At 60.3% G+C, this 23,677-nt stretch carries 21 protein-coding genes and 4 pseudogenes; 10 read left to right on the top strand and 15 right to left on the bottom strand.

Annotated features, from left to right (window positions below):
- The first annotated feature begins 27 nt into the window (after window positions 1-27).
- The 4 genes and pseudogenes from ACERZ8_RS06050 to ACERZ8_RS06035 form a co-directional block, all read left to right on the top strand.
- Entirely contained in the window at window positions 28-1,137 is a 1,110-nt protein-coding gene (locus ACERZ8_RS06050) for an extracellular solute-binding protein (protein ID WP_407591300.1), read from the top strand.
- A gap of 92 nt (window positions 1,138-1,229) precedes the next feature.
- Window positions 1,230-1,517, top strand: a complete 288-nt coding sequence (locus ACERZ8_RS06045; protein WP_407591298.1) for a DUF1330 domain-containing protein — start codon at window positions 1,230-1,232, stop codon at window positions 1,515-1,517.
- A 3-nt stretch (window positions 1,518-1,520) separates the two neighbouring features.
- A pseudogene (locus ACERZ8_RS06040) lies at window positions 1,521-3,157 on the top strand (ABC transporter permease).
- Between the two features lie 11 nt (window positions 3,158-3,168).
- Window positions 3,169-4,047 (top strand): annotated as a pseudogene (locus tag ACERZ8_RS06035) (ABC transporter permease); the annotation flags it as partial.
- Between the two features lie 71 nt (window positions 4,048-4,118).
- On the opposite strand, the gene ACERZ8_RS06030 reads toward ACERZ8_RS06035, so the two are convergent.
- Both ACERZ8_RS06030 and ACERZ8_RS06025 read right to left on the bottom strand, forming a co-directional pair.
- Window positions 4,119-5,486: a lytic murein transglycosylase gene (locus ACERZ8_RS06030; RefSeq protein ID WP_407591296.1), complete on the bottom strand. Its 1,368-nt coding sequence runs from the start codon at window positions 5,484-5,486 to the stop codon at window positions 4,119-4,121.
- Window positions 5,487-5,543: 57 nt separating this feature from the next.
- Entirely contained in the window at window positions 5,544-6,263 is a 720-nt protein-coding gene (locus ACERZ8_RS06025; RefSeq protein WP_407591295.1) for a helix-turn-helix transcriptional regulator, read from the bottom strand.
- Between the two features lie 84 nt (window positions 6,264-6,347).
- Between ACERZ8_RS06025 and ACERZ8_RS06020 the strand changes: the two genes are divergently transcribed.
- A complete protein-coding gene (locus tag ACERZ8_RS06020) occupies window positions 6,348-7,040 on the top strand; it encodes a glutathione S-transferase family protein (RefSeq protein WP_407591294.1) in 693 nt (230 codons plus the stop codon).
- On the opposite strand, the gene rnr is transcribed toward ACERZ8_RS06020, so the two are convergent.
- Genes rnr through dapE form a run of 4 tightly spaced genes read right to left on the bottom strand, consistent with a single transcriptional unit; the run spans window position 7,037 to window position 11,452 of the window.
- Window positions 7,037-9,289 (bottom strand): ribonuclease R, encoded by a 2,253-nt coding sequence (gene rnr / locus ACERZ8_RS06015; protein ID WP_407591293.1) that lies wholly within the window; start codon window positions 9,287-9,289, stop codon window positions 7,037-7,039. The genes ACERZ8_RS06020 and rnr overlap by 4 nt on opposite strands.
- A 32-nt stretch (window positions 9,290-9,321) precedes the next feature.
- Window positions 9,322-9,891, bottom strand: coding sequence for a TIGR04282 family arsenosugar biosynthesis glycosyltransferase (locus ACERZ8_RS06010; protein WP_407591292.1), 570 nt, complete (start codon window positions 9,889-9,891; stop codon window positions 9,322-9,324).
- Window positions 9,888-10,310 (bottom strand): GNAT family N-acetyltransferase, encoded by a 423-nt coding sequence (locus ACERZ8_RS06005; protein ID WP_407591291.1) that lies wholly within the window; start codon window positions 10,308-10,310, stop codon window positions 9,888-9,890. Before ACERZ8_RS06005 ends, ACERZ8_RS06010 begins: the two co-directional genes overlap by 4 nt.
- On the bottom strand, window positions 10,307-11,452 hold the full coding sequence (gene dapE / locus ACERZ8_RS06000) for a succinyl-diaminopimelate desuccinylase (RefSeq protein ID WP_407591290.1): 1,146 nt from the start codon (window positions 11,450-11,452) through the stop codon (window positions 10,307-10,309). The genes ACERZ8_RS06005 and dapE overlap by 4 nt, the downstream gene beginning before the upstream one ends.
- A 243-nt stretch (window positions 11,453-11,695) precedes the next feature.
- On the opposite strand from dapE, the gene ACERZ8_RS05995 reads away from it, so the two are divergent.
- Both ACERZ8_RS05995 and ACERZ8_RS05990 read left to right on the top strand, forming a co-directional pair.
- Complete coding sequence (locus tag ACERZ8_RS05995) at window positions 11,696-13,279, top strand: Hint domain-containing protein (protein ID WP_407591289.1); 1,584 nt, start codon at window positions 11,696-11,698, stop codon at window positions 13,277-13,279.
- Window positions 13,276-14,355 carry a Hint domain-containing protein gene (locus ACERZ8_RS05990; RefSeq protein ID WP_407591287.1) on the top strand — a complete coding sequence of 360 codons (1,080 nt, stop codon included), beginning with the start codon at window positions 13,276-13,278 and terminating at the stop codon, window positions 14,353-14,355. The genes ACERZ8_RS05995 and ACERZ8_RS05990 overlap by 4 nt, the downstream gene beginning before the upstream one ends.
- Here the strand turns inward: ACERZ8_RS05990 and ACERZ8_RS05985 are convergent.
- Complete coding sequence (locus tag ACERZ8_RS05985) at window positions 14,352-14,711, bottom strand: hypothetical protein (protein ID WP_407591286.1); 360 nt, start codon at window positions 14,709-14,711, stop codon at window positions 14,352-14,354. The genes ACERZ8_RS05990 and ACERZ8_RS05985 overlap by 4 nt on opposite strands.
- Entirely contained in the window at window positions 14,704-15,531 is an 828-nt protein-coding gene (dapD, locus tag ACERZ8_RS05980) for a 2,3,4,5-tetrahydropyridine-2,6-dicarboxylate N-succinyltransferase (RefSeq protein ID WP_407591285.1), read from the bottom strand. Before dapD ends, ACERZ8_RS05985 begins: the two co-directional genes overlap by 8 nt.
- 120 nt (window positions 15,532-15,651) lie before the next feature.
- Here dapD and ACERZ8_RS05975 point away from each other — a divergent pair, with 120 nt between their 5' ends.
- A complete protein-coding gene (locus ACERZ8_RS05975) occupies window positions 15,652-16,494 on the top strand; it encodes an LOG family protein (RefSeq protein ID WP_407591284.1) in 843 nt (280 codons plus the stop codon).
- Between the two features lie 23 nt (window positions 16,495-16,517).
- Here ACERZ8_RS05975 and ACERZ8_RS05970 read toward each other — a convergent pair whose 3' ends face one another.
- From ACERZ8_RS05970 to ACERZ8_RS05950, 5 genes and pseudogenes are all read right to left on the bottom strand, one after another.
- Window positions 16,518-16,730 (bottom strand): hypothetical protein, encoded by a 213-nt coding sequence (locus ACERZ8_RS05970; protein WP_407591283.1) that lies wholly within the window; start codon window positions 16,728-16,730, stop codon window positions 16,518-16,520.
- A gap of 113 nt (window positions 16,731-16,843) precedes the next feature.
- Window positions 16,844-17,251 carry a GNAT family N-acetyltransferase gene (locus tag ACERZ8_RS05965; RefSeq protein ID WP_407591282.1) on the bottom strand — a complete coding sequence of 136 codons (408 nt, stop codon included), beginning with the start codon at window positions 17,249-17,251 and terminating at the stop codon, window positions 16,844-16,846.
- Entirely contained in the window at window positions 17,248-18,423 is a 1,176-nt protein-coding gene (gene rlmN, locus ACERZ8_RS05960; protein WP_407591281.1) for a 23S rRNA (adenine(2503)-C(2))-methyltransferase RlmN, read from the bottom strand. The genes ACERZ8_RS05965 and rlmN overlap by 4 nt, the downstream gene beginning before the upstream one ends.
- 168 nt (window positions 18,424-18,591) lie before the next feature.
- Window positions 18,592-19,158, bottom strand: coding sequence for a carboxymuconolactone decarboxylase family protein (locus tag ACERZ8_RS05955; RefSeq protein ID WP_407591279.1), 567 nt, complete (start codon window positions 19,156-19,158; stop codon window positions 18,592-18,594).
- Between the two features lie 131 nt (window positions 19,159-19,289).
- Window positions 19,290-19,821, bottom strand: a pseudogene (locus tag ACERZ8_RS05950) (invasion associated locus B family protein).
- A 177-nt stretch (window positions 19,822-19,998) separates the two neighbouring features.
- Between ACERZ8_RS05950 and ACERZ8_RS05945 the strand changes: the two are divergent.
- A complete protein-coding gene (locus ACERZ8_RS05945; protein ID WP_407591278.1) occupies window positions 19,999-20,991 on the top strand; it encodes an asparaginase in 993 nt (330 codons plus the stop codon).
- Between the two features lie 8 nt (window positions 20,992-20,999).
- On the opposite strand, the gene ACERZ8_RS05940 is transcribed toward ACERZ8_RS05945, so the two are convergent.
- Both ACERZ8_RS05940 and serB read right to left on the bottom strand, forming a co-directional pair.
- On the bottom strand, window positions 21,000-21,314 hold the full coding sequence (locus ACERZ8_RS05940) for a YciI family protein (protein ID WP_407591277.1): 315 nt from the start codon (window positions 21,312-21,314) through the stop codon (window positions 21,000-21,002).
- Between the two features lie 128 nt (window positions 21,315-21,442).
- A pseudogene (gene serB, locus ACERZ8_RS05935) lies at window positions 21,443-22,319 on the bottom strand (phosphoserine phosphatase SerB).
- Window positions 22,320-22,477: 158 nt separating this feature from the next.
- Between serB and ACERZ8_RS05930 the strand changes: the two are divergent.
- Window positions 22,478-23,620, top strand: a complete 1,143-nt coding sequence (locus ACERZ8_RS05930; RefSeq protein ID WP_407591276.1) for a phosphoserine transaminase — start codon at window positions 22,478-22,480, stop codon at window positions 23,618-23,620.
- Window positions 23,621-23,677: the final 57 nt, after the last annotated feature.

The following is a 23,677-nucleotide window of genomic DNA, read 5'->3' as shown; positions in this document are numbered from 1 at the left end:
ACGGGCTTAAAAAGTGGGAGTAATACAATGAAACTCGCAAAAACCCTTATGGCAACGACGGCACTCACCGTCGCCTCGGGAACTGCATTCGCGGACGGCCATATGGCCAACGAAATGACACTGGTCAGCTGGGGCGGCGCTTATCAAGCCAGCCAGCAAAACGCCTATGTCGCACCATATGTCGAGATGAACCCCGGCGTCACCGCCGTTTGGGACGAAAGCTCGGCCGAGGCTGTCGCAAAACTGCGCGCCATGAACGAAGCGGGCAACGTCACATGGGACGTCGTTGACGTGGTGGCCGCGGACGCGATCCGCCTGTGCGACGAAGGCCTTGCGCTGGAAATCGATGCGGACGAACAGCTTGCCGCTGCCCCCGATGGCACATCCGCCTCGGACGATTTCGGTGACCTGCTGGTCAGCGACTGCTTTATCCCGCAGATCGTCTATTCGACCACATTCGGTTATCGCACCGACCTCGTGGGTGACACACCACCGACCGATGTCTGCGCCGTGTTCGACACAGACGCCTACCCCGGCAAACGCAGCCTCGAAAAGCGCCCGATCAACAACATGGAATGGGCTCTGCTCTGTGACGGTGTGGCCAAGGACGAAGTCTATGACGTTCTGGCAACATCCGAAGGTCAGGATCAGGCTCTGGCCAAGCTCGACACCATCAAGGACGACGTGATCTGGTGGTCTGCCGGTGCGGACACGCCCCAGCTGCTCGCCGATGGCGAAGTCATCATGGGTTCGACCTATAACGGTCGTCTGTTTGCCGCGATCGAAGAGCAGGACCAGCCCATCGCGATGCTGTGGGACGCGCAGGTGTTCGACCTTGACGGTTGGATCATCCCGACGGGCCTGAGCCCCGAGCGTGAAGCCCGCGCGCTGGACTTCGTCAAGTTCGCGACAGACACACAGCGTCTGGCGGATCAGGCCAAGTACATCAGCTACGGTCCCGCACGTGCCTCTTCGGCCCCACTGGTCGGTCAGCACGCGGAACTGGGTATCGATATGGCGCCACACATGCCAACCGATCCCGAGAACGCCAAGAACACGTTCCTCTACAACTACGAGTTCTGGGCGGATTACCGCGACGACATCGACGCCAAATTCCAGGCGTGGCTGGCACAATAAGTCTGTAGGGCGGGGTTAACCCCGCCTTACGTCAAAACACCGGGCAAGGCGGGATAACTCCCGCCTCGCCACCCAGATACCCGGAGACGACGATGCCCAAAGGTTACATCATCGGCCACATCACAGTGAACGATCCCGAGGCGTACAAAGAGTACATCGAAAAGGACACGCCGATCCTGCTGGCCATGGGCGCTGTTCCCATCGTGCGCGGCGGACAGGCACAGGTGATGGAAGGCGACACCCAGAACCGGCACGTCGTATTTGAATTCCCGTCATATGAGGCCGCCCTCGCAGCCTATAACGACCCCGAATATCAGGAAGTGGCCAAGATACGTCACCGCTCCGCCACCAGCACCATCATTGTGGTCGAGGGAGTCTGAGCCATGGCCGAAACGATGCTGGCCGCAGATGGCACCCCCTCAAACGCAGCCTGGCCCGCGCCCTGCGCCGCCAGAAATTGCGTGCCCTTGGCCTGATTGCCCCGCTGCTGCTGTTCGTGCTGATCACGTTCATCGTTCCAATCGCCTCGATGCTGTTCCGGTCGGTCGAGAACGAAATCGTCAGCAACACGCTGCCTTATACGGTGCAGGAACTTGCCAGTTGGGACTCTGATCAGGATGCATTGCCGTCTGACGAAACCTTTCAGGCGATGTTCTTTGATATGTTTGTTGCGGCCGAGGCCAAGCGGCATACGCGGCTCGGCACCCGCCTGAACTATGAAACGACAGGTCTGTCTTCGCTTTTCCGCCAGTCCGGGCGGCAATTGGACGACATTGCCGACATATCCTACGAACCGCTCGAAGATTTCGATGACGCGTGGGATGAGGGCGAGACGTGGTATGCCCTGATGAACGCGCGGGATAACGCGGACACCGCGTTGATGGCCGCGCAAAGGGGGCGCATTGCCCGTCTGACTGACGATGAAACAACGGGCGAGGTGAATTTCGCCCCCGACGCTGAAGTCGCCGCACTGTTGCCGCTGGCCGCACGCGAATACACCGCATGGGCGATTTTCGTGGCAACGCAGGATGGTCGCGACCCCGCCACTCGTGACCCGTGGGAGGCTGTCGCCCCCGCCCTATTGATCGACCTGAAAACCGCCGATCTGAGCAGCTATGACGGACCCGAAGCAGATCGGTTGCGCATGGCGCAAGAGGCGGACCTGCCGGTTCCGGATTTCACCGCCGCCTTTGCAGAAGTGGACGAAGACTGGGGCACAGCCGAACCGTGGGAGACGATCCAGACCCATTCAGGCAAGTTCACCAGCGGCTATTTCCTGAACGCCGTCGACGCCCAGAAAACGGCAGATGGTATGGCGTGGCAGCCGGAAAACAAGCAAATCCTGATCACGCTGTTTGGCCGCACCATCTGGATGTCCGTACTGATCATGTGTTCGTGCATCCTGCTCGGCTATCCCATCGCATGGCTGCTCGCCAATCTGCCGATGCGGCAGGCCAACTTGCTGCTGATCCTCGTTTTGCTGCCCTTCTGGACGTCGCTTTTGGTGCGCACATCCGCATGGAAAGTCATGCTGCAACAACAAGGCGTGATCAATGACGTGCTGGTCTGGATCGGGCTGGTGGCCGATGACAACCGCCTGATCATCATCAACAACCAGTTCGGCACCATCGTGTCGATGACCCATATCCTGCTGCCGTTCATGATCCTGCCGATGTATTCCGTGATGCAGACGATCAACCCCAGCTACCTGCGCGCCGCCAAGTCGCTCGGGGCCACGAACTGGACAGCTTTCTGGCGGGTCTACTTCCCCCAGTCCATTCCCGGGATCGGTGCGGGCAGCATCCTCGTCTTCATCCTCGCCATCGGCTATTACATCACGCCGGAAATCGTGGGCGGGACCAAGGGCGTCTTCATCTCGAACCGGATCGCCTACCACATCTCGTCATCGCTCAACTGGGGTCTGGCGGCTGCGCTAGGGACGATCCTGCTGGCGGCGGTGCTCATTCTCTATTGGGCCTATGACAAGATCGTGGGCATCGACAACGTGAAGCTGGGGTAAAGAACATGGGACTTCCACCATATGCCACGCTGGGTCAGCGGATCTGGTATTACAGCTTTCGCATCATCTGTGGGCTGATCTTCTTCTTCCTGATCGCGCCCATCGTTGTGGTCATGCCGCTGTCCTTCAACGCGCAGGATTTCTTTACCTTCACGCCGGAAATGCTGCGGCTCGATCCGGCAGGCTACTCGCTCAAACACTACGAAGACTTCTTCACCAACCCGCAATGGCAACTGGCGATGAAGAACTCACTGATCATCGCCCCAATCGCGACGATTATCTCGGTGAGCCTCGGTACATTGGCCGCCATTGGCCTGTCGCAAAGCCACGTGCCGTTCAAGGGCACGATCATGGCAATCCTGATCTCGCCCATGATCGTCCCGCTGATCATCTCGGCCACAGGCATGTTCTTCTTCTACTCGTCCTTGGGAAACTGGATGGAAGGCACGCTGGGTCTCGACAAGGGGTTCGTGGGCTACGTCAAAGTCATCCTTGCCCACGCCGTCCTCGGCATTCCTTTCGTGATCATCACGGTGACAGCCACACTTGTCGGCTTTGACCGCTCCCTCACCCGGGCCGCGGCCAACATGGGCGCCGGGCCGGTTACCACCTTCTTTCGCGTGCAGATGCCGTTAATCTTGCCGGGCGTGATCTCGGGCGGTCTCTTCGCCTTCATCACGTCGTTCGACGAGGTGGTCGTGGTCCTGTTCGTCGGCTCCGCCAGCCAAAAGACGCTTCCTTGGCAGATGTTCATCGGCCTGCGCGAACAAATCAGCCCGACGATTCTCGCTGTGGCCACGATCCTCGTGGTGATCTCGATCTGCCTGCTCACCACGGTCGAGTTGCTGCGGCGTCGCAGTGAACGGCTGCGCGGGATGTCACCGGCCTAACTCATCTTCTGACTGAAAATAATTTGGGGCCAGCGCCCCCTAAAACATGTCGTGGCGCAGCCCCATTCGGATCAGCGCAAGGTCTTGAGCAAGCTCAATGAGGCATACCCGTCCGGCGTCAGGCCACGCGCCCGCTGAAACCCGCGCACAGCCTCCAGTGTTTTCGGGCCGATCTTGCCATCCACACCTTGCGTGTCAAAACCCGCCGCCGTCAGGCGTTTCTGCATCTCCTTACGCTCCACAAAGGACAGCGCGCGGTCACCGCGGGGCCAGTTGGCGGTAAATTCAGGGCCACCACCGATCCGGTCGCTCAGATGTCCCACACCGATCACATAGGCATCGGCGGCGTTGTAACGCTCGATCACGCTGAAGTTTTTGAAGATCATGAAGGCCACGCCCTGACTGCCCGCAGGCAACAGGATCGAGGCTGATCCGTAGTCCGGCACCGCTTTGCCATCTACTCCCGTCACCCCCAACCGGGCCCATTCGGACGGCATGCGCGTCACTTTGCGATTTGCGGATGCAAAGTCGAAACTCCGGGGCAGCTTAACCTCAACGCCCCACGGCTGGCCACTGACCCAGCCAAACTTCGCCAGATAGGCCGCTGTCGAGGCCAGTGCATCCGTCGGGTCATCCGACCAGATGTCGCGTTTGCCATCGCCTGTGAAATCAACTGCATAGTCCAGATATGACGTCGGAATGAACTGCGTGTGCCCCATCGCGCCGGCCCACGACCCAGTCATATTGCGCGGCGCAGTATCGCCGCTTTGCAGGATCTTGAGGGCCGCGATCATCTGCTCCTCGAAAAACGCACCGCGCCGACCGTCATATGCCAGGGTCGCAAGGCTTTGGATCACATCGTTTTTGCCGCGGAACGTGCCATAATTGCTTTCCAGCCCCCAGACCGCCACGACGACTTCCTTGGGAACGCGATAGCGCGCCTCGATCGCGTCCAGTGTGCGGCCGTGTTCGCGCAATGCGGCCTTGCCATTCTCAATTCGAGACTCCGAGGCGGCACTGTCCAGATAGTCCCAGATGGTCTTGGTGAATTCGGATTGGTTGCGGTCGCGCTTGATCACGTCGGGATCATATCGAACCCCTCGAAATGCACGCTCAAAGACATTCGCATCGATGCCCTGTGCCGCTGCACGCGCACGCAATCCACCAAGCCACTTCTGAAATCCGGGATCCTTGGCAGACGGCTCGACAGCCAATGACGTCTTTGGCGGCGCTTTGGCGGGCCTCAGCTTTGGCCGGGACACTGACGTGTTATCCAGCGCAATCAGCGGCGTGGCGGCAGCGCGTGATACCACAGCTCCATCCGGGCGCAATTCCGGCCGGAGCGATCCAGCGATCGTCTGACCCAAAGCCATTTGTCCAAAGAAAAGGGCGCCGCTTACGGCCCCAAGAGAGACTGCCCACCGCATTTTTTGCCTCATGCTCGCTTGTTTCGCGTTTTGTCCAACATACCGAAAAACGCGCGCGCAAGAAAGGGTTCAATCTGCGGCTGTGCGAACCCTCGCCCGTTCTTCGTTATCGGACCGCAATCGCGCCAGGTGATCGCGCAGCAGTGACACGCGGTGCGGGCGGAAACTGTCACCGGTCACCGCCAGATCATCCATCCGGTCCAGCCGGAATGTCCGGAAATCCTGACGCAGGTGACACCATGCCAACAAGATGTTCGTTTCGTCGAAATAGACAATCCCAAGGGGTTTGACCGCGCGCTTGGTCGGGGTGCCATTGGCATCGCGATAGGCGAACCGCACGCTGACCTCATCCCATGTCGCCTGACGCAAGGCGGCCACGTCGATCCGGATCGGATCGCGGCACCGAAACCTGCGCGCGTCCAGAACCGCATGTTGCAAACGGTGCGCCTGCTTTGGCGGAACGCGCGCCTGAATTTTGACAAGCGCGGACGTCGCCGCATCAGCCAAAGCGGGATCGGCAATGGCCGCAACATCACGCAGGCCGAGCACCAGTGCCTCCAGCTCGTCATCCTCAAACCCCAACGGGGGCAGGGTCGCATCCTCGATCAGAGTAAAGCCGAACCCCGCCTCGCCATCAATCACAGCACCAAGGCCCCGCAATTCGTCAATGTCACGATAGATGGTGCGCAGAGACACATCCATTTCGTAGGCCAAAGACTGCGCCGTGATCGGCGGCGTCATGCGGCGCAGGGTTTGCATCAACTGAAACAGGCGGTGTGTTCGGGTCATATCATCACCCTACCACATGTCCTGCCAATTTTTGTCAGCATAGCGCCGTAGATCAACCCGACCGCACAGACAGTCGAGGACCAGATGCTGACCCTGATCACCTATCCCCCCGCCTTTGGCCAACCCAGCGCCAGCCCGTTTTGCGTCAAGGCCATGTATCTTTTGAATCACTCCGGCCAGAAATGGCAGCGCCAGGACACGCCTGACCCCAGAAACTGGCCCAAGGGCAAACTTCCAGCGCTTTGGATCAAGGACGAGATCATCGGCGACAGCGACAACATTCGCACATGGCTCGAACAGAACGGCGCAGAGTTTGACGGATCTCTGAGCGACCTTGACCGGGCCACGTCACGTGCCTTCATCCGCATGGCCGAAGAGCATTTGTACTTTCACATTATGCTCGACCGATGGGGCGATGACACTGTTTGGCCCATAGTTAGAGACACATATTTTGCCTCAATCCCGTCGCTGCCGCGCAGGATCATCACGCGCGGGCTGCGGCGCACCGTTCTGAAAGGGATGCAAACGCAAGGCTTGGGCCGTCTGACAGCGACAGAGCGGCTGGCGCGTGTAGAGCCGGACTTACAGGCCATCACGCACCGCCTTTGGCAAGGGCCGTTCCTGTTTGGATCAACCCCAACGGCAGCGGATGCCAGTGTTGCACCGATGCTGGCCGCCATGGCCGCAACACCGGGTGAAACGGCCCTCTCCCAGCGTGTGAAGAACGACGAAATCCTCAGCGCCTACGTCACGCGGACAAGCGAAGCATTCGGTTAACGCTTGCGGCTCACCTTGCGCTTGACCTTGTCACCGCGCCGTTTGGATTTGACTGCCTTGCGGCGCGGGCTGCGACCGGCGGGGCTGGTGCGCCCCTTGGGCAGCGACTTACCATCCAGCGCCAGCAGATCGAGCGCAATGCCTCCGGTCACCGGCACCGCTTCGGCCAGTCTGACCGTGGCGCGCTGGCCGACACTGATGGTCAGGCCAGTATCTGATCCCATCAATGTGCCCGCGTCGCGGTCGAAATGGAAATACTCGGATCCAATCGCGCGCATCGGAACAAGGCCGTCAGCGCCACTGTCATCCAGCTTTACAAAAATCCCGAACTTGGCAATGCCAGCCACGCGCCCTTCCATCTCGTCCCCGACCCGCTCGCTCAGATACGCGGCCAGATAACGATCCGTTGTGTCCCGTTCCGCCGCCATCGACCGACGCTCGGTGTCGGAAATATGGGTCCCGGTTTTTTCCAGCATCTCAATGTCTTCGGGCCGCAAGCCGTCATTACCCCAGCCATGGGCCGAGATCAGAGCGCGATGCACGATCAGGTCGGCGTAGCGCCGGATGGGCGACGTGAAGTGCGCGTAGTTTTTCAACGCGAGGCCAAAATGCCCGAAATTGACTGGCCCGTAATACGCCTGCGTCATGGAGCGCAACGTCGACATATTGATCAACTCGGCGTCGTCGGTGTCGCGCGCCTGATCAAGCAACCGGTTGAGATGCGCGGTTTGCAGCACCTGTCCCTTGGCCAGATTGAGGCCGGCAGCCTGCGCCGTTTCCCGCAACGCCTCCAGTTTTTCAGGCGCCGGTTCTTCGTGGTTGCGAAACAGCAATGGCGATTTTTTGGAGTTGAGCGTTTCGGCAGCCGCCACATTGGCCAAAACCATGAACTCCTCGATCAGCCGGTGGGCATCCAGACGATCCTTGAAATTCACGGATGACACAGTGCCGTCATCTTCCAGAACGATCTGCCGTTCAGGCAGGTCCAGCGCAAGCGGTTGGCGGCGATGACGTGCATCCACCAAAGCGGCGTAGGCGCCGTAAAGCGGGCGCAAAACAGGCTCTAACAAAGGCTTTGTACGGTCATTCGGCGCACCATCGATGGCCGCCTGCACCTCTTCATAGTTCAGCGAGGCAGGTGAGCGCATCAAACCACGCACAAACTTGTGCCCGATTTTTTCACCCTGCACGTCGATCTGCATCCGCACGGCAATGCAAGCGCGCGGCACCCCTTCGTGCAGCGAACACAGATCGCCTGACAGCCTGTCGGGCAGCATCGGCACAACACGGTCCGGAAAATACGTCGAGTTTCCGCGCTTGCGGGCCTCGCGGTCCAGCGCAGAACCGGGCGTGACATAGGCCGCCACATCCGCGATCGCGACCCAGATGACGTGACCACCCACGTTCTTTGGGTCTTCATCGGCATGGGCATAACAGGCATCGTCATGATCGCGCGCATCCCAAGGATCAATCGTGATGAGGGGCATGTCGCGCAGGTCTGTCCGCCCTTTGAGGCCCTTTGGTTTTTGGGCATCCGCCTCGGCAATCACATCATCCGGGAACGAATCCGGGATTCCGTGTTCATGGATGGCGATCAGCGACACGGCCTTGGGCGCAGCTGGATTGCCCAGCCGTTCGACCACGCGGGCGCGCTGCAGGCCGATGCGGGACTTCGGACCGGCCTGTTCGGCCTCGACCAGCTCGCCGTCCTTGGCTCCACCCGTGGCATCGGCGGCAACAGACCATTCATTCTGGCTGCCCTTGGCAACGGGCATGATACGCCCGCCTTCGGCGCCTTTGCGGAAAACGCCCAGAATACGGGCCGGATTGGTGCCGATGCGCCGGATCAGCCGCGCCTCGTAATTGTGATCGTCTTCCTGCACCAGCGTGAGGCGGGCAAGAATCCTGTCACCCTCACCCAGCGCCGGATCGGACGCGCGCGGGATCACCAGCACCTTTGGTTCGACCCCGGCGCCGTGCCACTCCATCGGTTGCGCAAACAAGTCACCGTTGTCGTCCGGAGCCAGGACAAGCAAAACGCTCACCGGCGGCAGGCGGTCCGGATCCTGATAGGTTTTCTTGCGCTTTTCGATATGACCTTCGGCCGCCAGCTCTTTCAGCAGACGTTTAAGGTCGATCCGCGCAGCGCCTTTGATCCCGAAGGCTTTGGCGATGTCACGTTTGGCGGTGAGGGTCGGATTGGCGGCGATCCAGTCGAGGATTTCCGGCTTGGTGGGGATACGGCTCATGACCCATCAGGTAGCACGCGCACCAAATGGCGTCATGGCAAATCGTCAGCCGTATCCACATCGGCCAGAGTGCGGATCAGGGCGACCCGCTTTCCGGCAAAAGCCGCGCGGCTGTCATTCAGCGCGTGATCTGTCGACCAACGCACATCGTCCAGCACGCGGGGGCGCAAAACAGACCCTAACTTGGCCCCGATCAGCCAATACCCACCATCCGGGGCAGGGCCAAACACCACGTCATTGCGGCCCAGCGCTGCAAACCCTTCGGCGATATGCGCGCGCGTAATGCCCGGAATATCAGCACCAACTACGCAGACCGGCCCACCGGCACGGCGCATCATCCGCACCATTCGGTCACCCAGGTTGCCTTGACCCTGCGGCCATCGTTCGAAATCTGCGGGCCAGCACCGGCTTTGCAACCCTTCAACGTCGGGGGCGACGGCCAAAACCGTGTGCCAGCGCGGATCCCTGATCCGACGCAGCAGCCGCATCACCTGATGCCGAAACCACCACGCGGCTGGCACCATCCCGATGTCGCGCCCCAACCGTGTCTTGACCCGGCCCGGGCGCGGCACTTTCACCATGATCACCAGCGTCGGCTTCAAAGGGCGCGATCCATGTCACGGTGCGGCAGACCGGCATCGTCATAGACGGGTCCGAACGCGACGAACCCCAGCTTTTCGTAAAAGGACAACGCGTGGGTCTGTGCGCCCAACATCGCGCGCGTGACACCGGGTTGCGTGCGTGCGGTGTCGAGGCAGGCAGTAATAATGGCCGCGCCCAACCCGGAGCCGCGCGCCTCTTTCAGCACACAGACGCGGCCAATTTTGGCTGTATCCCCGGCGATCAGGATGCGGGCGCAGCCTACAGGTTTTTGGTCCAGAGTGGCCAGAACGTGCAGCGCCTCAATGTCCCGTCCGTCGACTTCATCCGCCACGCTGACGCCCTGTTCTTCGATAAAGACGACGCGGCGCAGGGCATGGCAGGTCGCAAGGTCGTCCGTCTGGGAAATCTTCCAATTCATGCGAAATAGTCTCGCAAAATGCGCCCATAGATCGCCTTCAACTGGTGGATATGGTCGACGCGGACGTGTTCATCCACCTTGTGCATCGACTGCCCGACGAGACCGAATTCGACGACAGGGCAATGGTCTTTGACAAAGCGGGCATCGGACGTCCCGCCACTTGTGCTCAGCACCGGCGCAACGCCGGTTTCCGCCTCGACCGCATGCGCCACCAGATCCGACAAAGCGCCGGGAGGGGTGAGGAAACTTTCGCCGGACACCTTGATGCGCACATCGATATCGACGCCATATGTGGTTGCAATCGCATCCGCCTGCGCACGCAGCCACGCCGACAGGCTGTCGCCGCTATGTGAGTCGTTGAACCGAATGTTGACCGTCGCCTTGGCCTGCGCCGGGATCACATTGGTCGCCGGATTGCCGGTATCAACAGTTACAATTGCCAGCGTAGAGGCGTCAAAGTGATCGTTGCCGGTGTCGAGTTCATGGCTGGCCAAATGGTCCATCAAACGCATCAGCGGCGGCAGCGGATTGTTCGCTCGGTGCGGGTAAGCCGAATGGCCCTGAATGCCTGTCACAGTGAACCATGCCGACATCGAACCGCGGCGCCCGATCTTCATCATCTCGCCCATCGTCTCGGGGCAGGTCGGCTCGCCCACCAGACACACGGTCATCGCCTCACCCGCCGCATCCATATGATCCAGCAGGGCAGTGGTACCATCAATCGCGTCGCCTTCTTCATCACCAGTGATCGCTAGGATCACGGCACCGTCAGGGGGTGTGTGGCGCACAAAATCAAAGGCAGCAGCGGCAAAAGCGGCAACGCCTGACTTCATGTCGGTCGTACCGCGCCCATACATGATGCCGTTTTCAATCTCCGCCCTAAAGGGTGGTTTTGTCCAGGCCGCCTCATCGCCAACGGGGACGACATCGGTGTGGCCGTTGAAGCCAAAACTGCGGGCATGGCCCTGTTTGCCCCACCGTGCGAACAGATTGCGAATGCCACCACGATCAACCCACGTGCAGTCGAACTGTGCGTCGGACAGCAAATCATGCAGAACATCCAAGGCACCATCGTCCGCCGGTGTTACCGACTGACAGCGCACCAGCTTGGCCGTCAGCGCTGCGGGATCAATGTCTGGCATAAGCGTTCCTACTGTAAGTTGTGGCGAAAAGGTCGCGTTTTCGGCACCTTGGAGCAACATGAGAGTTAACAGGAGGTTAATTTCTGTGCTAGAGTTAACGATAATAATACAGCCCGAGGCAGGGTAACAGCAGTTCGGCCGCCAACGTGTGGCCACACAAGTGCAAAAACCAGCACGATCTGACACGTGGAAAAACCGCGTGCGCTGCGCCTGTTCTGCCGTCGGCTTTGAGGTGGGCAGAACATGGTTACAGCATCGGAAATTCCGATCAGGACAGTCCGCGAGGGCGTTGACGCCACGGACATGGCCGAAACGATCTTTGGCAATGGCGTCACGGTCGTATCCGCGTCCTATACCGGGGACGAGGACAGCGCCGGTATCTTCACGGTGGACAAGAACTCGTCACTGGGTTCGACACCGGGGCGCAGCGGCGTCATCCTGTCGACAGGCGAGGCAGAGGATTACACGAATTCCTCTGGCGAGGCGAACCAGTCGACCCAGACATCGACAAACACATCCGGTCAGAACAACAACAGCGAGTTTAACACCGCCGCCGGGACGCGCACCTATGACGCATCCTATCTGGACGTCGATTTCATTCCCGAAAACGAAGTCATGACGATGCAGTTCGTGTTCAGCTCAGAGGAATATCCTGAATTCCAGAACTCGATCTTTCAGGACTTTGTGGGCGTCTGGGTGAACGGCCAGCTGGTCGAGATGGAGATCGGGAACGGCGATATCGACCCCGGCAACGTCAACGAAACCAACAACACCAACCTGTACGTCGACAACACCGGCGACGATTTCAACACCGAGATGGACGGGTTCACGATCACCCTGAGCCTCACGATGGTCGTCAACCCCAACGAGGTGAACTCGATCCGCATCGGGATCGCGGATGTCAGTGACAGCTCATTCGATTCCAACCTGATGATTGCGGCGAACTCGGTCCAGACGGACCTTGTTGCGATCACCGACAATGTATTTGTGAACGCCAACGGGTCCAAGTCGTTCAATGTGCTCGACAATGATCTTAGCCCCACCAATTCGACGCTGACGGTGACCCATATCAACGGTCAGTCTGTCAGTGTTGGCAGCACCATCCAACTGCCCACGGGGCAGACCGTAACGCTTGGTGCGGGCGGTGAATTCACCGTGACCGGCGACGGCGATGTCGAAGACTTCAACTTCACCTACGCGATCACGGACGGCGTCAACACCGACACCGGCTTTGTGAATGCCACCTCCATTCCCTGTTTCGTGGCCGGAACCCGGATAAGCACACCGGACGGGGACGTGCAGGTCGAGGATCTGAAACCGGGTGACCTTGTTCTGACTCAGGATGATGGCCCACAGGCGCTGCGCTGGGTTGGCAGCCGCGCGGTCGCTGCATCGGGTGACTTTGCACCCATCCTCATTCGGGCAGGCACTTTCGGGCGGCACGGCGATGTGCAGGTTTCTCCGCTGCATCGCGTGCTGATCCGGGACAGTCTTGCCGAGTTGCTGTTCGGAGAGGCAGAGGTGCTGGTCGCCGCCAAGGACCTTGTCAACGATCACTCGGTCATCCGCATGACAGGTGGCGAGGTCACGTATGTCCACCTCATGTTCGACAAGCATCAGGTGGTGTTTTCAGACGGGTTGGCCACCGAAAGTTTCCTGCCCGGTCCCCAGACTGTCAAAAGCATGGAAGCGCAGGTCGTGGACGAGATTTGTGCCATTTTCCCCGAGTTAGACCCACATACCGGGGACGGATACAGCCCGGCGGCACGCCGTATGCTGAAAGGGTACGAGGCGACAATTTGGCGGACGGCACAGGCGGCAGCATGAGTTGGGTCGGCCTGACGGACCATGAAGAGGGACGATTTGCGCCCTCGGGACTAAGCGGGGACGGCGCACACAAACCACTGCCCAAGCTGCTTGATCGCGGCACGTTCATGTTTGAAACCCATGTGGCAGGGCAAATGCGCCCGCACGATCTTTTGGGTGTGGCCCATGGGTGCCCGTGGCCGCGCGAGTTGACGTTTCGTGCGATCCCCGGCGGTGGCATCGCAATGGTGCACCGACACAGTGCGGATATTGTCCACTCTGCCCTGCAATGGGTGGGTGACGGGCGCGCGCATTCGCTGCGGGTAAGTTATGCGTGGGATGTAACGTCTGGCTGGGCCCGCCTTGCGCTTGAACAACCCGAGGGCGCGCAGCCGCTGACCAACGTGGTCCACACACCCCGCCCACTGGTTGCAAACGACCTGCGCGACCTTATGCTTGGCCATGCCGGTCGCACCCTGTCTCACGAAGTGCTCTTTGCCGCGCTGACCACGGACATCACCCCGATCGGTCCGATGCCCACTTTGCACCCGGCAACTCCGATTGCGACACCGGATGGGTATTGCGATGCAGGCCGTCTGCAACGCGGGGATACGGTGTTGACCAATACCGGTGCTGTTGTGCCAGTTTTGAACACGGTGCGTCTGCGCGTGCCCGCACGCGGCAGTTTTGCGCCCGTCCGGCTGCGTGCCCCCTATTTTGGCCTGACCCGCGACATCATCGTGGCCCCGGAACAGCGCCTTGTTCTGCAAGGATCCGACGTCGAGTACAACTTTGGGCAAGAGGCGGTGCTTGTGCCCGCACGGCATGTGGTGAACGGCCATGCCGCAACATGGGCGGCACCGCGTGCCATCGTGGAATATGTGCAGGTCGTGCTGCCGGGGCACGAGGTGTTGATGGCAGCGGGTTGCGCTGTCGAAAGCCTGTATATCGGGCGGATCAGGCGGGATGAAGACCGGCTTGCGGCCAGCGTCCTCGCCGGTGTGCCAAGCCGCCTGCTGCCGGAACACGCCAAACCATTCCATCAGGTGCTGCGCCCATTCGAAGCAGTCACACTGCTGGATCAGCGCGCAGCTTAATCGGTCTCGGGCTCATCACCATAAAACGGGGTCATCTGGGCCACGATCACCGCGTTTTCTTCCAAGGCGCGCTGCATCAGTGCCCGTTCATCATCGCCAATCTCATGGCCCTCGGCCTCGCGTTCGGCAAGGGTGCCGTAGCCTGTGACATCCAGTGGGGCAGTATCGGCTTGCTTGAGCAATGCAACCGTTTCGCGCACCGCTTCGGCCTCGTCGACGCCGCTGGCATAGCACATCAGCGCGGCACCCGTCGCATCCTTGGGCAACCCATCCCCCGCCTTGCGCCCGATCTGCACCACAAGGGTGTAGACCTGCTGACGCGACGGTTTTTTGGGCTTTTTGCCCGTATCAGTCACGCAACAGCTCGTTGATCGACGTTTTGGAGCGGGTGCGTTCGTCGACGCGTTTGACGATCACCGCACAGTACAGGTTCACACCGTTTTTGGACGGCATGGACCCTGCAACGACAACTGACCCGGCGGGCACTTCGCCATAGGTGAATTCACCGGTTTCGCGATCCACGATCTTGGTCGACTGGCCGATGAACACGCCCATACCCAAAACCGAACCCTCGCGCACGATGCAGCCTTCAACCACTTCAGAGCGCGCACCGATAAAACAGTTGTCCTCAATAATCGTTGGACCGGCCTGCATGGGCTCAAGCACGCCACCAATGCCCACGCCGCCCGAAAGGTGTACGTTCTTGCCGATCTGGGCGCAGGACCCGACGGTGGCCCAGGTGTCCACCATGGTGCCGCTGTCCACATAAGCGCCAAGGTTCACGAATGACGGCATCAGCACGACGCCGGGGGCGATGTAGGCGGACTTGCGTACCACACAGTTGGGCACGGCGCGGAACCCTGCGGTTTTCCACTGAGTGTCGCCCCAACCCTTGAACTTGGAATCAACCTTGTCCCACCAGCCACCTGCTTGCGGGCCGCCATCGTGCTGTTCCATGTCCTTGATGCGGAAGCCCAGCAGGACCGCCTTCTTGGCCCACTGGTTCACATGCCAGTCGCCGCTAACCTGCTTTTCCGCAACACGCAACTGCCCGCTGTCGAGCGCGTTCAACGTATCCTCGATGGCCTCGCGGGTCTCACCTGTTGTGGCGGGCGTGATGGTATCACGCGCCTCCCAGGCGGCTTCGATGGCGGTTTCAAGCTGAGCGTTGGACATCGCGCGGTCTCCCCAATTGATCGCGGCGCTTAGACAACAATCCGTGCTCCGGTGCAATCACATCTGGGCAAGCTGGTCCGTGCGCGATACCCCTTTGGTCAGCCAAAGGAGCACTGCCGCATGAAAGACGACCGCCAAAGCCCGTTTCGTGACGCCCACACCGACCGCGAAGCGGCCGAAGGGGTGCCCGATACGCCCCAGACGCGGTCGCCCTCGTATCCGCTGGCCTTTGCCGATGACGAATTCATGTGCCGGGACGAACTGCGCCCCGTCCGGTTGCAGCTTGAACTGCTCAAACCTGAAATGCTGATGAATGAGGCAGGGGTTGAATCAACCATCGTCCTGTTCGGGGGTGCGCGCATTCCGGACCCCGTGGACAAGGACAAGGCACGCACCAAAACACTTGCGGACCTGTCCCATTTTTATGACGAGGCCCGCACCTTTGCCCGGCTGATGACCGAGAAATCCATGGCCAGTGGCGGAACCGAAAACATCGTGGTGACAGGTGGTGGCCCCGGCGTGATGGAGGCGGGAAACCGTGGCGCCTATGATGCGGGTGGGCGGTCTATCGGTCTGAACATCGTGCTGCCGTTCGAACAGGCCCCGAATTCATACGTGACGCCCGATCTGGCCTTCAACTTCCACTACTTTGCGATCCGCAAGATGCATTTTCTGATGCGCGCACGGGCAATCTGTGTCTTTCCGGGTGGGTTCGGCACAATGGACGAATTGTTCGAAGCGCTGACTCTGATCCAGACAGGGCGCATGGCGCGTGTGCCATTCCTGCTGTTTGGTCGGGCGTTCTGGGAAAAGATCATCAACTGGGATGCACTGTCGGATGCCGGCACGATTTCAGCCGACGATCTGGACCTGTTCCGCTTTGTCGACAGCGCCGCCGAAGCCATCGACATCATCGACGGGTGGGGGCCGCTGGAAAAGCGTGGGGACATCCCCGGGCGCTGATCAACGCCCGCGTCGGATTGGGCTTAGGCGGATAGGGCCGACGGCAGCACGCACACCTGCACGCAGCTGCGCAGCGTTTCGATCACATCACCCGCATCCGTTTCGCGGATGTTGTAACCAAAACCAGCCAACCGGTGCTTCCATTCACGACGTGACAGTGCCTTGGCACGTTCCCGCGTGGCCAGATCAAGGACCTGTTCAGCAGCCAACCGGTCTTGTGTCGTAGAAATAGACATTGAGTATCTCCGTATTCCCTCGGGTCGCATCCTGAACAGCGACCAAGGCTGCATTGGTGCCGAAGCGAGGAAAGATTGTGACCATTTTGGACACAATCATAGCGGGAATTTGCCTAGGTTGATGTCCGGCGCATCCACATCACGCGCCCCGGATCGATGGGGGCAAATCCGTACTTTTCATAAAGACCGTGGGCATCACGCGTCGACAGCATCCAACCCGCCACATCCCGCAAATCGGGATGATCAAACAGCGCATCCATCAGAACATGGGCCAGACCACGGCCCCGATGCTCTTCGAACACAAACAGATCGTAGATATATGCGTGAAACACGCCATCCGTGACGGCCCGCGCCGTGCCCAGCATCGCCCCTTCTTCGAACACACCCACAACAGCCGAACCTGCAAATGCACGGCGGATATCGGCGGCAGCCCGCCCGGTGCCCCAATAGCTGTTCTGAACAAACGGGATGATGCGATCGTAATCCAGCCGCGCCGGATCAGTCACGATCTCAAGCGTCATTGCAGGCCTGCATCCGTCGCAATCTGTGCCCTGGATTTTCGGGCGCGTTCGGTGGCGGACTTCAACTGACCACAGGCGGCCATGATGTCCTCGCCCCGCGGGGTGCGGATCGGGCTGGCATAACCGGCCTTGTAAATGATGTCGGCAAAGGCGCGGATACGGTTGTTTGAGCTGCGGGTATAGGGTGCACCGGGCCATTCGTTGAACGGGATCAGGTTGATCTTGGCCGGGATGCCCTCGATCAGTTTGATCAGGCGGCGGGCATCCTCATCGCTGTCGTTCACGTCCTTCAGCATCACGTATTCAAACGTGATCCGCTCGGAATTGGACACTTTGGGATAGGCGCGCAACGCGTCCAGGAGGGCGTCGATGTTCCAGCGCTTGTTGATCGGCACCAGCTTGTTGCGCACCTCGTCCGTGGTGGCGTGGAACGAAACGGCAAGCTGGCACCCGATCTCTTCCGCTGTCCGCGCAATCTCCGGCACGACGCCGGATGTGCTCAGCGTGATACGACGGCGCGACAACTGGATACCCTCGGCATCCATCGCAATCTTCATCGCGTCGCGCACATTCTCAAAATTATACAGCGGCTCGCCCATGCCCATCAGCACGATGTTGGACAGCAGGCGCGTTTCGTCCTTGGGCGCGCCCGGTATGGGCCACTCGTTCAGATCGTCACGCGCCATCATCACCTGCCCGACAATCTCACCCGCTGTCAGATTGCGCACCAGCTTTTGCGTGCCCGTATGGCAAAACGAACAGGTCAGCGTGCAGCCGACTTGCGAGGAAATGCACAACGTGCCGCGCCCTTCCTCGGGGATGTAAACAACTTCAACCTCGTGGCCACCGGCAATACGAACGAGCCACTTGCGTGTGCCATCTTCGCTGACCTGTTTCGACACAACCTCGGGGATTTCGATGACGAACTTTTCCGCCAGTTCCGCGCGATAGGTTTTGGACAGGTTGGTCATGACGTCAAACTCGCGCACGCCCCACTGATAGATCCACTGCCAGATCTGCCCGACCCGCATCTTGGCCTGCTTTTCCGGCGTGCCATGGGCGATCAGTGCTTCCCGCATCGCATCGCGTGTCAGCCCGACCAGGTTCACAGGCCCCTCCGGCAGTTTCCGGGGGATCGTCAAAACATCCTGAGTGATCGGCGCGTCAGCCATGGCAAAGGTCCAAATGGTAAGGTGATGCGCCCCTATATAGGAAAACCGCGGACGATCAAAAGGATTCGCCCGACATGAAAAAGAGCCGCGGTCCGAAACCACTGCTCCTTCATCTTGCCAGATAAACTCCGGGGGCCCGAAGGGCGGGGGCTGGCCCCCTCCCCGGTATCATTCTGCAGCGACGGCCTTGGGTTCCCAGGCAAAGGCGGCAAAGGCCGCATCGGTCGGCGTGTCAAACAGCGCATTGGTGAAATTCGACATGACCTTCTGGGCGTAGATCAGAATGGTGTCCAAGATCGCACGCTCGCCATAACCGGCCGCTTCAAAGGCTGCGATAGCATCCGCGCTGGGGCGGCCATGTGTGTCACGAATGGCCAGCGTAAAGGTGCGCAGCGCCTCCAGCTTGGCAGGCAACGGCGTCTCGTCCCGCAGCGCGTTCACGATATCCGCGTCAATCTTTTCCATCTTCGCGATGCCGGTGTGGGCAGGCACACAATAGTGGCAGCGGTTGGCGACGTTGACTGTCATCCAGACAACTGTGCGCTCTTCGGGGGTGAAGGCGGTGCCTTGAATCGCGAGGCGATGGAGATGCTGATACCCTTCCAGCAGTCCGGGGCTTTCCGCCATAACGCCGTGCAGGCTGGGCAGACGGCCAAAGGCCTTGATTGAATTTTCCAGCAGGGGTTTGGAAGCGTCTGGCGCTGTATCAAGCGTATGTACTGTCGTGGTAACCATGTCGGTATCCTTTCGGGTTGCATGACTGAACAGCTAATACGGAACCGCTTAGTTCCCAATAGTCCGAAACGCGAAAGCGGCCGTGCATGTCCGCACAGCCGCTCTCGTGGATTTGATTTGGTGTGAAACCGTCAGCCGCCGCAGCGCGACCTCGGCATCCTCAACCGCGGCAGTAAAGCCCAGCAGCGAAAAGGTATCCTTGGTTGTGGTGCCACGGCTGGACACACCGGTCACGATCGCATCGGCGCCGCGTTTCATGGCTGTGACAATCTTGGCATCGTCTGCAGGGGTCGCAGGCCATGCCCATTCCCCATCGGTGAACAGCTCGAACTCGTTGCCACTGATGTTGATGTTGACGGTCGATCCCGACCGGAACGGATAGCCGCCGGTAAAGGCGACCTGCCCGTTGGCTTGCGCGCTTGGGCGGTAAAACACCATCAGCAGAATCTGACCGCGCGTGGCGGCAACAACGCGACCTTCGCGGGTGTTCACCGTTTCCTTGGGTGTGGCCACGCCCCAGCATTCGGTCGGGTTGTCCTCGACAAAGACGCTCCAGTCCGTTTTCGCGGCAACGCGGTTCGTGCTTTGCTCTTGCGCAACCGCAACACCCGCCATGAGCGACAGCGCGCCCACACCAAGTGCGATCTTAGAAATAAATCCCATGTCTACAGCCTCCAAGCTGTCCTAACCTCAATCCACGCAACCGCACATGTGGTGCACCATTTTCGGTGCATTCTCTTGCAAGGGCGGCAATTCTTCTCGACAAGTGGCACATTAGCGCGAAACGCGCGACGCGGGAATGGCCAATTGGCAGGTTTTCGCGCAGATGTGAGGGAAAATATGACGCATCCAGCCCACGACGCCGTCACATTGGTCGAAGCGTGGCGCGGACCGTTTTTGGAAAGCGCACATCAGGGCCACGCTGTCGTCTGTGATGAAACGGGCCAGATCGTTCAGGCATGGGGCGTCCCCGACGCGGTCGTCCTGCCGCGCTCCTCCTCCAAGATGCTGCAAGCCCTGCCCCTGATCGAAAGCGGCGCAGCCAAGGCACGGGATCTTGGAACTGAACATCTGGCCCTTGCCTGTGCGTCCCATCAGGGCGCGGCCATCCATACGGAAAAGGTTGGTGCATGGCTCGATCATATCGGATGCTGCGACGATGATTTCTGCTGCGGGCCGCAAATATCCCGCGACAAGGAGGTGCGCGAAGAGATGATACGCGCCCATCAGGATCCGCGCCGCATTCACAACAATTGTTCGGGCAAACATGCAGGGTTTTTGACCCTGTCACAGCATCTGGGTGGCAGTGCAGACTATGTGGCCCTCGATCACCCGGTGCAAAAGGCCTGCCTCGACGCGTTCGAGCGGATGACCGAAGAAACCTCACCCGGTCACGGTGTCGATGGCTGTTCGGCTCCGAACTTTGCCTGCACGTTGCACGGAATGGCGCGGGCCATGGCGCGCTACGCAGTGGCGGACAACGAAAGCCCGCAGGGAAGACTGCGCAATGCCATGGCGCTGCACCCGGAACTGGTCGCAGGCGAGGGGCGCGCCTGCACCCGTCAGATGCGCGCCGCAGGGCACGGCGTTGCGATCAAGACAGGGGCCGAAGGATACAACATCGCGATCCTGCCCGAACAGAAACTTGGCGTGGCCCTCAAGATTACCGATGGCGGCACCCGCGCGAGCGAATGCGCGATGGCGCAAATCCTCGTCAAACTCGGCGCGCTCGATCCCAATCACCCCGAGGCGCTGGCGTATACAAATGGCCCGATCAAGAATTGGGATGGGCTCGAAACCGGACACCTGCGTGCGGCCCCTGCCCTGCTGTGATGGCAGGGTTACATGTCGATGACGGGTGCGACCTCAACTGATCCTGACCCGTCCGCAATCATGGGGCATCCCTTGGCCATCTCGCACGCTGTCTCAATCGTATCCGCCTGAACGACCGTATAACCGGACAGTGGATTCGCACCGCCGTCGCTTGCCACCCCGCTTTTGGACACTGTCATGGACTGACCCACCGGGGCACCGCCGTCGACCAGCGCCTCGCCCATGTCAGCGTACCAGTCATTCCAGGCGGCCATCATCCGCGCGCCTTCTTCCGGTGTCTCGGGCATCCCGCCCCCGTGATAGGCAAACATGAATTTCGGCATGATCCGGCTCCCTTCCCGTTTTGGCTTTGTGCAGTATATCACAAAACGCACCGTTCCCACAGCGCGGCAGTCGGGCTTCGCTGACTCAAAATCCGGGGGCAGTCCGAAAAACCGGGGGCAGAGCCCCTTCAGGCGCTCACAAATTCAGACTGCGCATAGCCCTGCAGGTACAACAGGGCCGTCAGGTCACCGAAATTCACCCGGACGTCACATTGCGCAGCCACACTTGGCTTGGCGTGCAGAGCCACACCCAGACCGGCGCGATGCAGCATCCCTAGATCGTTGGCCCCATCCCCGACGGCCAGCACATCCGTGTCCGCGATGCCAAGGCGCGCGGTGATGTCCTCAAGTGCATCGACCTTGGCCTGCTGGCCAAGGATCGGCATCCCGACTTGCCCGGTCAGAACGCCATTTTCGGTCAGCAAAGTGTTGGCACGGTTTTCATCAAAGCCAAGCGCACCGGCAACCGCAGCGGTAAAGGCCGTAAACCCACCGGACACAAGGGCGGCATAGGCACCGTGCGCCTTCATCGTCGCCAGCAGCACCGCGCCGCCGGGCATATGGGTGATGCGCGTGGCCAGCACCTCGTCAATCACAGTCTCTGGCAAACCTTTCAGCAAGCCAACACGCTCCCGAATGGCCTCCTCAAAATCCAACTCGCCATTCATCGCGCGCGCAGTGATCTGCTTGACCCGGTCGCCGACACCAGCAACATCGGCCAGTTCGTCAATGCATTCCTGCTGGATCATGGTGCTGTCCATGTCTGCGATCAGCATCGCCTTGCGACGCCCCGCCAGGGGGTGATCACCAGATCGACACCCAGGCCTTGCACATCCGCCCAGACGTCCCACTGGTTGTCCGGCATGCTCACAAGCGAAAAGGCGACAGCCTCGTCCGGCGCCAGCCATTGCGCATCCCCCCACCCCACGCATTGCGCATACTGTCCACAAGGGCCGGGTCAAGCGTGGGATTGGCGGGGGCCGTCAGCAGCGTACAAACAAACATGAGCCGAGTTTCCGAAAGGCGACGCGCGTGTCGCAATTAAATGGTCAAGCGGCGCTATAGCCCCCAATCCCCGCTTGCACCACCCCGACCACGCCCGTAGATGCGAACGCGGGACACCCTTCCCCAACGAAGGGCGATTATCTGTAAGGATAGCAGCAATGGCTACTCAAATACCGGCAACGCGGCCGGCGAATCCGCGTTTTTCCTCTGGCCCCTGTGCCAAACCTCCCACACATGATCTGACCGCCCTGTCCGACGCACCCTTGGGCCGCTCGCACCGCGCAGCCGTTGGCAAGGCCAGGCTGAAGCAGGCCATCGACGACACCCGCGATATCCTTGGCGTGCCGGACGACTACCGCATCGGCATCGTTCCTGCCTCGGACACCGGTGCCTACGAAATGGCCATGTGGTCGCTGCTGGGCGAACGCCCGGCCGAAATGGTTGCATGGGAATCCTTTGGCGCAGGCTGGGTCACGGACGTTGCCAAGCAGCTGAAGATCGACCACACCGTCCACACCGCCGAATACGGTGAGATCGTGGATATGGCCGCGCTGAACTATGACAATGACGTCTGCTTTACGTGGAACGGCACGACATCTGGCGTACGGATGCCAAATGGCGATGCGATCCCGGCGGATCGTGCCGGGCTGACGCTGTGCGATGCGACCTCTGCCGCATTCGCGATGGACCTGCCTTGGGACAAGCTGGATGTCACGACCTTCAGCTGGCAAAAAGTGCTGGGTGGCGAAGCGGCCCATGGCATGCTGATCCTGTCGCCCTGCGCCGTCGCGCGGTTGGAAAGCTACACGCCGCCATGGCCCCTGCCCAAGATTTTCCGCCTGACCAAAGGCGGCAAGCTGATCGAAGGCATCTTTATCGGTGAGACCATCAACACCCCATCCATGCTGGCCGTTGAGGATTATCTGTTTTCACTGGATTGGGCCCGCTCGGTTGGCGGATTGCAGGGGCTGATCGCCCGCGCAGACGCGAACGCACACGCGATTTCCTCTTTTGTAGAGACGCATGACTGGATCGAAAACCTTGCGGCCGTCCCAGCGACGCAGTCGACAACCTCGGTGTGCCTCAAGTTCACCGACGACCGGATTACCGATGGCGCGGCATTCGCCAAGGCTGTTGCAAAACGGCTGGCCGATGAAAACGTCGCGCTTGACGTCGGCGCCTATCGCGATGCCCCTCCAGGTCTGCGCATCTGGTGCGGCGGCACCGTCGAAACCTCTGATATCAAGGCTATGTTGCCCTGGCTCGAATGGGCGTTCGAGGCTGAAATCGCGGCGCAGTGACACCTGAGCCTCACCCCCTCTCTGTAAATGCGTAAGGCGGACGCGTCGTCCGCCACC

Origin of the sequence: Tateyamaria armeniaca (assembly GCF_045797845.1) — a bacterium.
Lineage (GTDB): Bacteria > Pseudomonadota > Alphaproteobacteria > Rhodobacterales > Rhodobacteraceae > Tateyamaria > Tateyamaria armeniaca.
Note: the sequence above shows the minus strand (reverse complement) of the source record. Positions and strands in the feature narration are given on the sequence as shown.

Excerpts from the sequence above, each read along its gene's own strand:
- ACERZ8_RS06050 (WP_407591300.1), top strand. The coding sequence starts at position 28 with ATGAAACTCGCAAAAACCCTTATGGCAACGACGGCACTCACCGTCGCC.
- ACERZ8_RS06045 (WP_407591298.1), top strand. The coding sequence starts at position 1,230 with ATGCCCAAAGGTTACATCATCGGCCACATCACAGTGAACGATCCCGAG.
- ACERZ8_RS06030 (WP_407591296.1), bottom strand. The coding sequence starts at position 5,486 with ATGAGGCAAAAAATGCGGTGGGCAGTCTCTCTTGGGGCCGTAAGCGGC.
- ACERZ8_RS06025 (WP_407591295.1), bottom strand. The coding sequence starts at position 6,263 with ATGACCCGAACACACCGCCTGTTTCAGTTGATGCAAACCCTGCGCCGC.
- ACERZ8_RS06020 (WP_407591294.1), top strand. The coding sequence starts at position 6,348 with ATGCTGACCCTGATCACCTATCCCCCCGCCTTTGGCCAACCCAGCGCC.
- rnr (WP_407591293.1), bottom strand. The coding sequence starts at position 9,289 with ATGAGCCGTATCCCCACCAAGCCGGAAATCCTCGACTGGATCGCCGCC.
- ACERZ8_RS06005 (WP_407591291.1), bottom strand. The coding sequence starts at position 10,310 with ATGAATTGGAAGATTTCCCAGACGGACGACCTTGCGACCTGCCATGCC.
- dapE (WP_407591290.1), bottom strand. The coding sequence starts at position 11,452 with ATGCCAGACATTGATCCCGCAGCGCTGACGGCCAAGCTGGTGCGCTGT.
- ACERZ8_RS05995 (WP_407591289.1), top strand. The coding sequence starts at position 11,696 with ATGGTTACAGCATCGGAAATTCCGATCAGGACAGTCCGCGAGGGCGTT.
- ACERZ8_RS05990 (WP_407591287.1), top strand. The coding sequence starts at position 13,276 with ATGAGTTGGGTCGGCCTGACGGACCATGAAGAGGGACGATTTGCGCCC.
- dapD (WP_407591285.1), bottom strand. The coding sequence starts at position 15,531 with ATGTCCAACGCTCAGCTTGAAACCGCCATCGAAGCCGCCTGGGAGGCG.
- ACERZ8_RS05975 (WP_407591284.1), top strand. The coding sequence starts at position 15,652 with ATGAAAGACGACCGCCAAAGCCCGTTTCGTGACGCCCACACCGACCGC.
- ACERZ8_RS05970 (WP_407591283.1), bottom strand. The coding sequence starts at position 16,730 with ATGTCTATTTCTACGACACAAGACCGGTTGGCTGCTGAACAGGTCCTT.
- ACERZ8_RS05965 (WP_407591282.1), bottom strand. The coding sequence starts at position 17,251 with ATGACGCTTGAGATCGTGACTGATCCGGCGCGGCTGGATTACGATCGC.
- rlmN (WP_407591281.1), bottom strand. The coding sequence starts at position 18,423 with ATGGCTGACGCGCCGATCACTCAGGATGTTTTGACGATCCCCCGGAAA.
- ACERZ8_RS05955 (WP_407591279.1), bottom strand. The coding sequence starts at position 19,158 with ATGGTTACCACGACAGTACATACGCTTGATACAGCGCCAGACGCTTCC.
- ACERZ8_RS05945 (WP_407591278.1), top strand. The coding sequence starts at position 19,999 with ATGACGCATCCAGCCCACGACGCCGTCACATTGGTCGAAGCGTGGCGC.
- ACERZ8_RS05940 (WP_407591277.1), bottom strand. The coding sequence starts at position 21,314 with ATGCCGAAATTCATGTTTGCCTATCACGGGGGCGGGATGCCCGAGACA.
- ACERZ8_RS05930 (WP_407591276.1), top strand. The coding sequence starts at position 22,478 with ATGGCTACTCAAATACCGGCAACGCGGCCGGCGAATCCGCGTTTTTCC.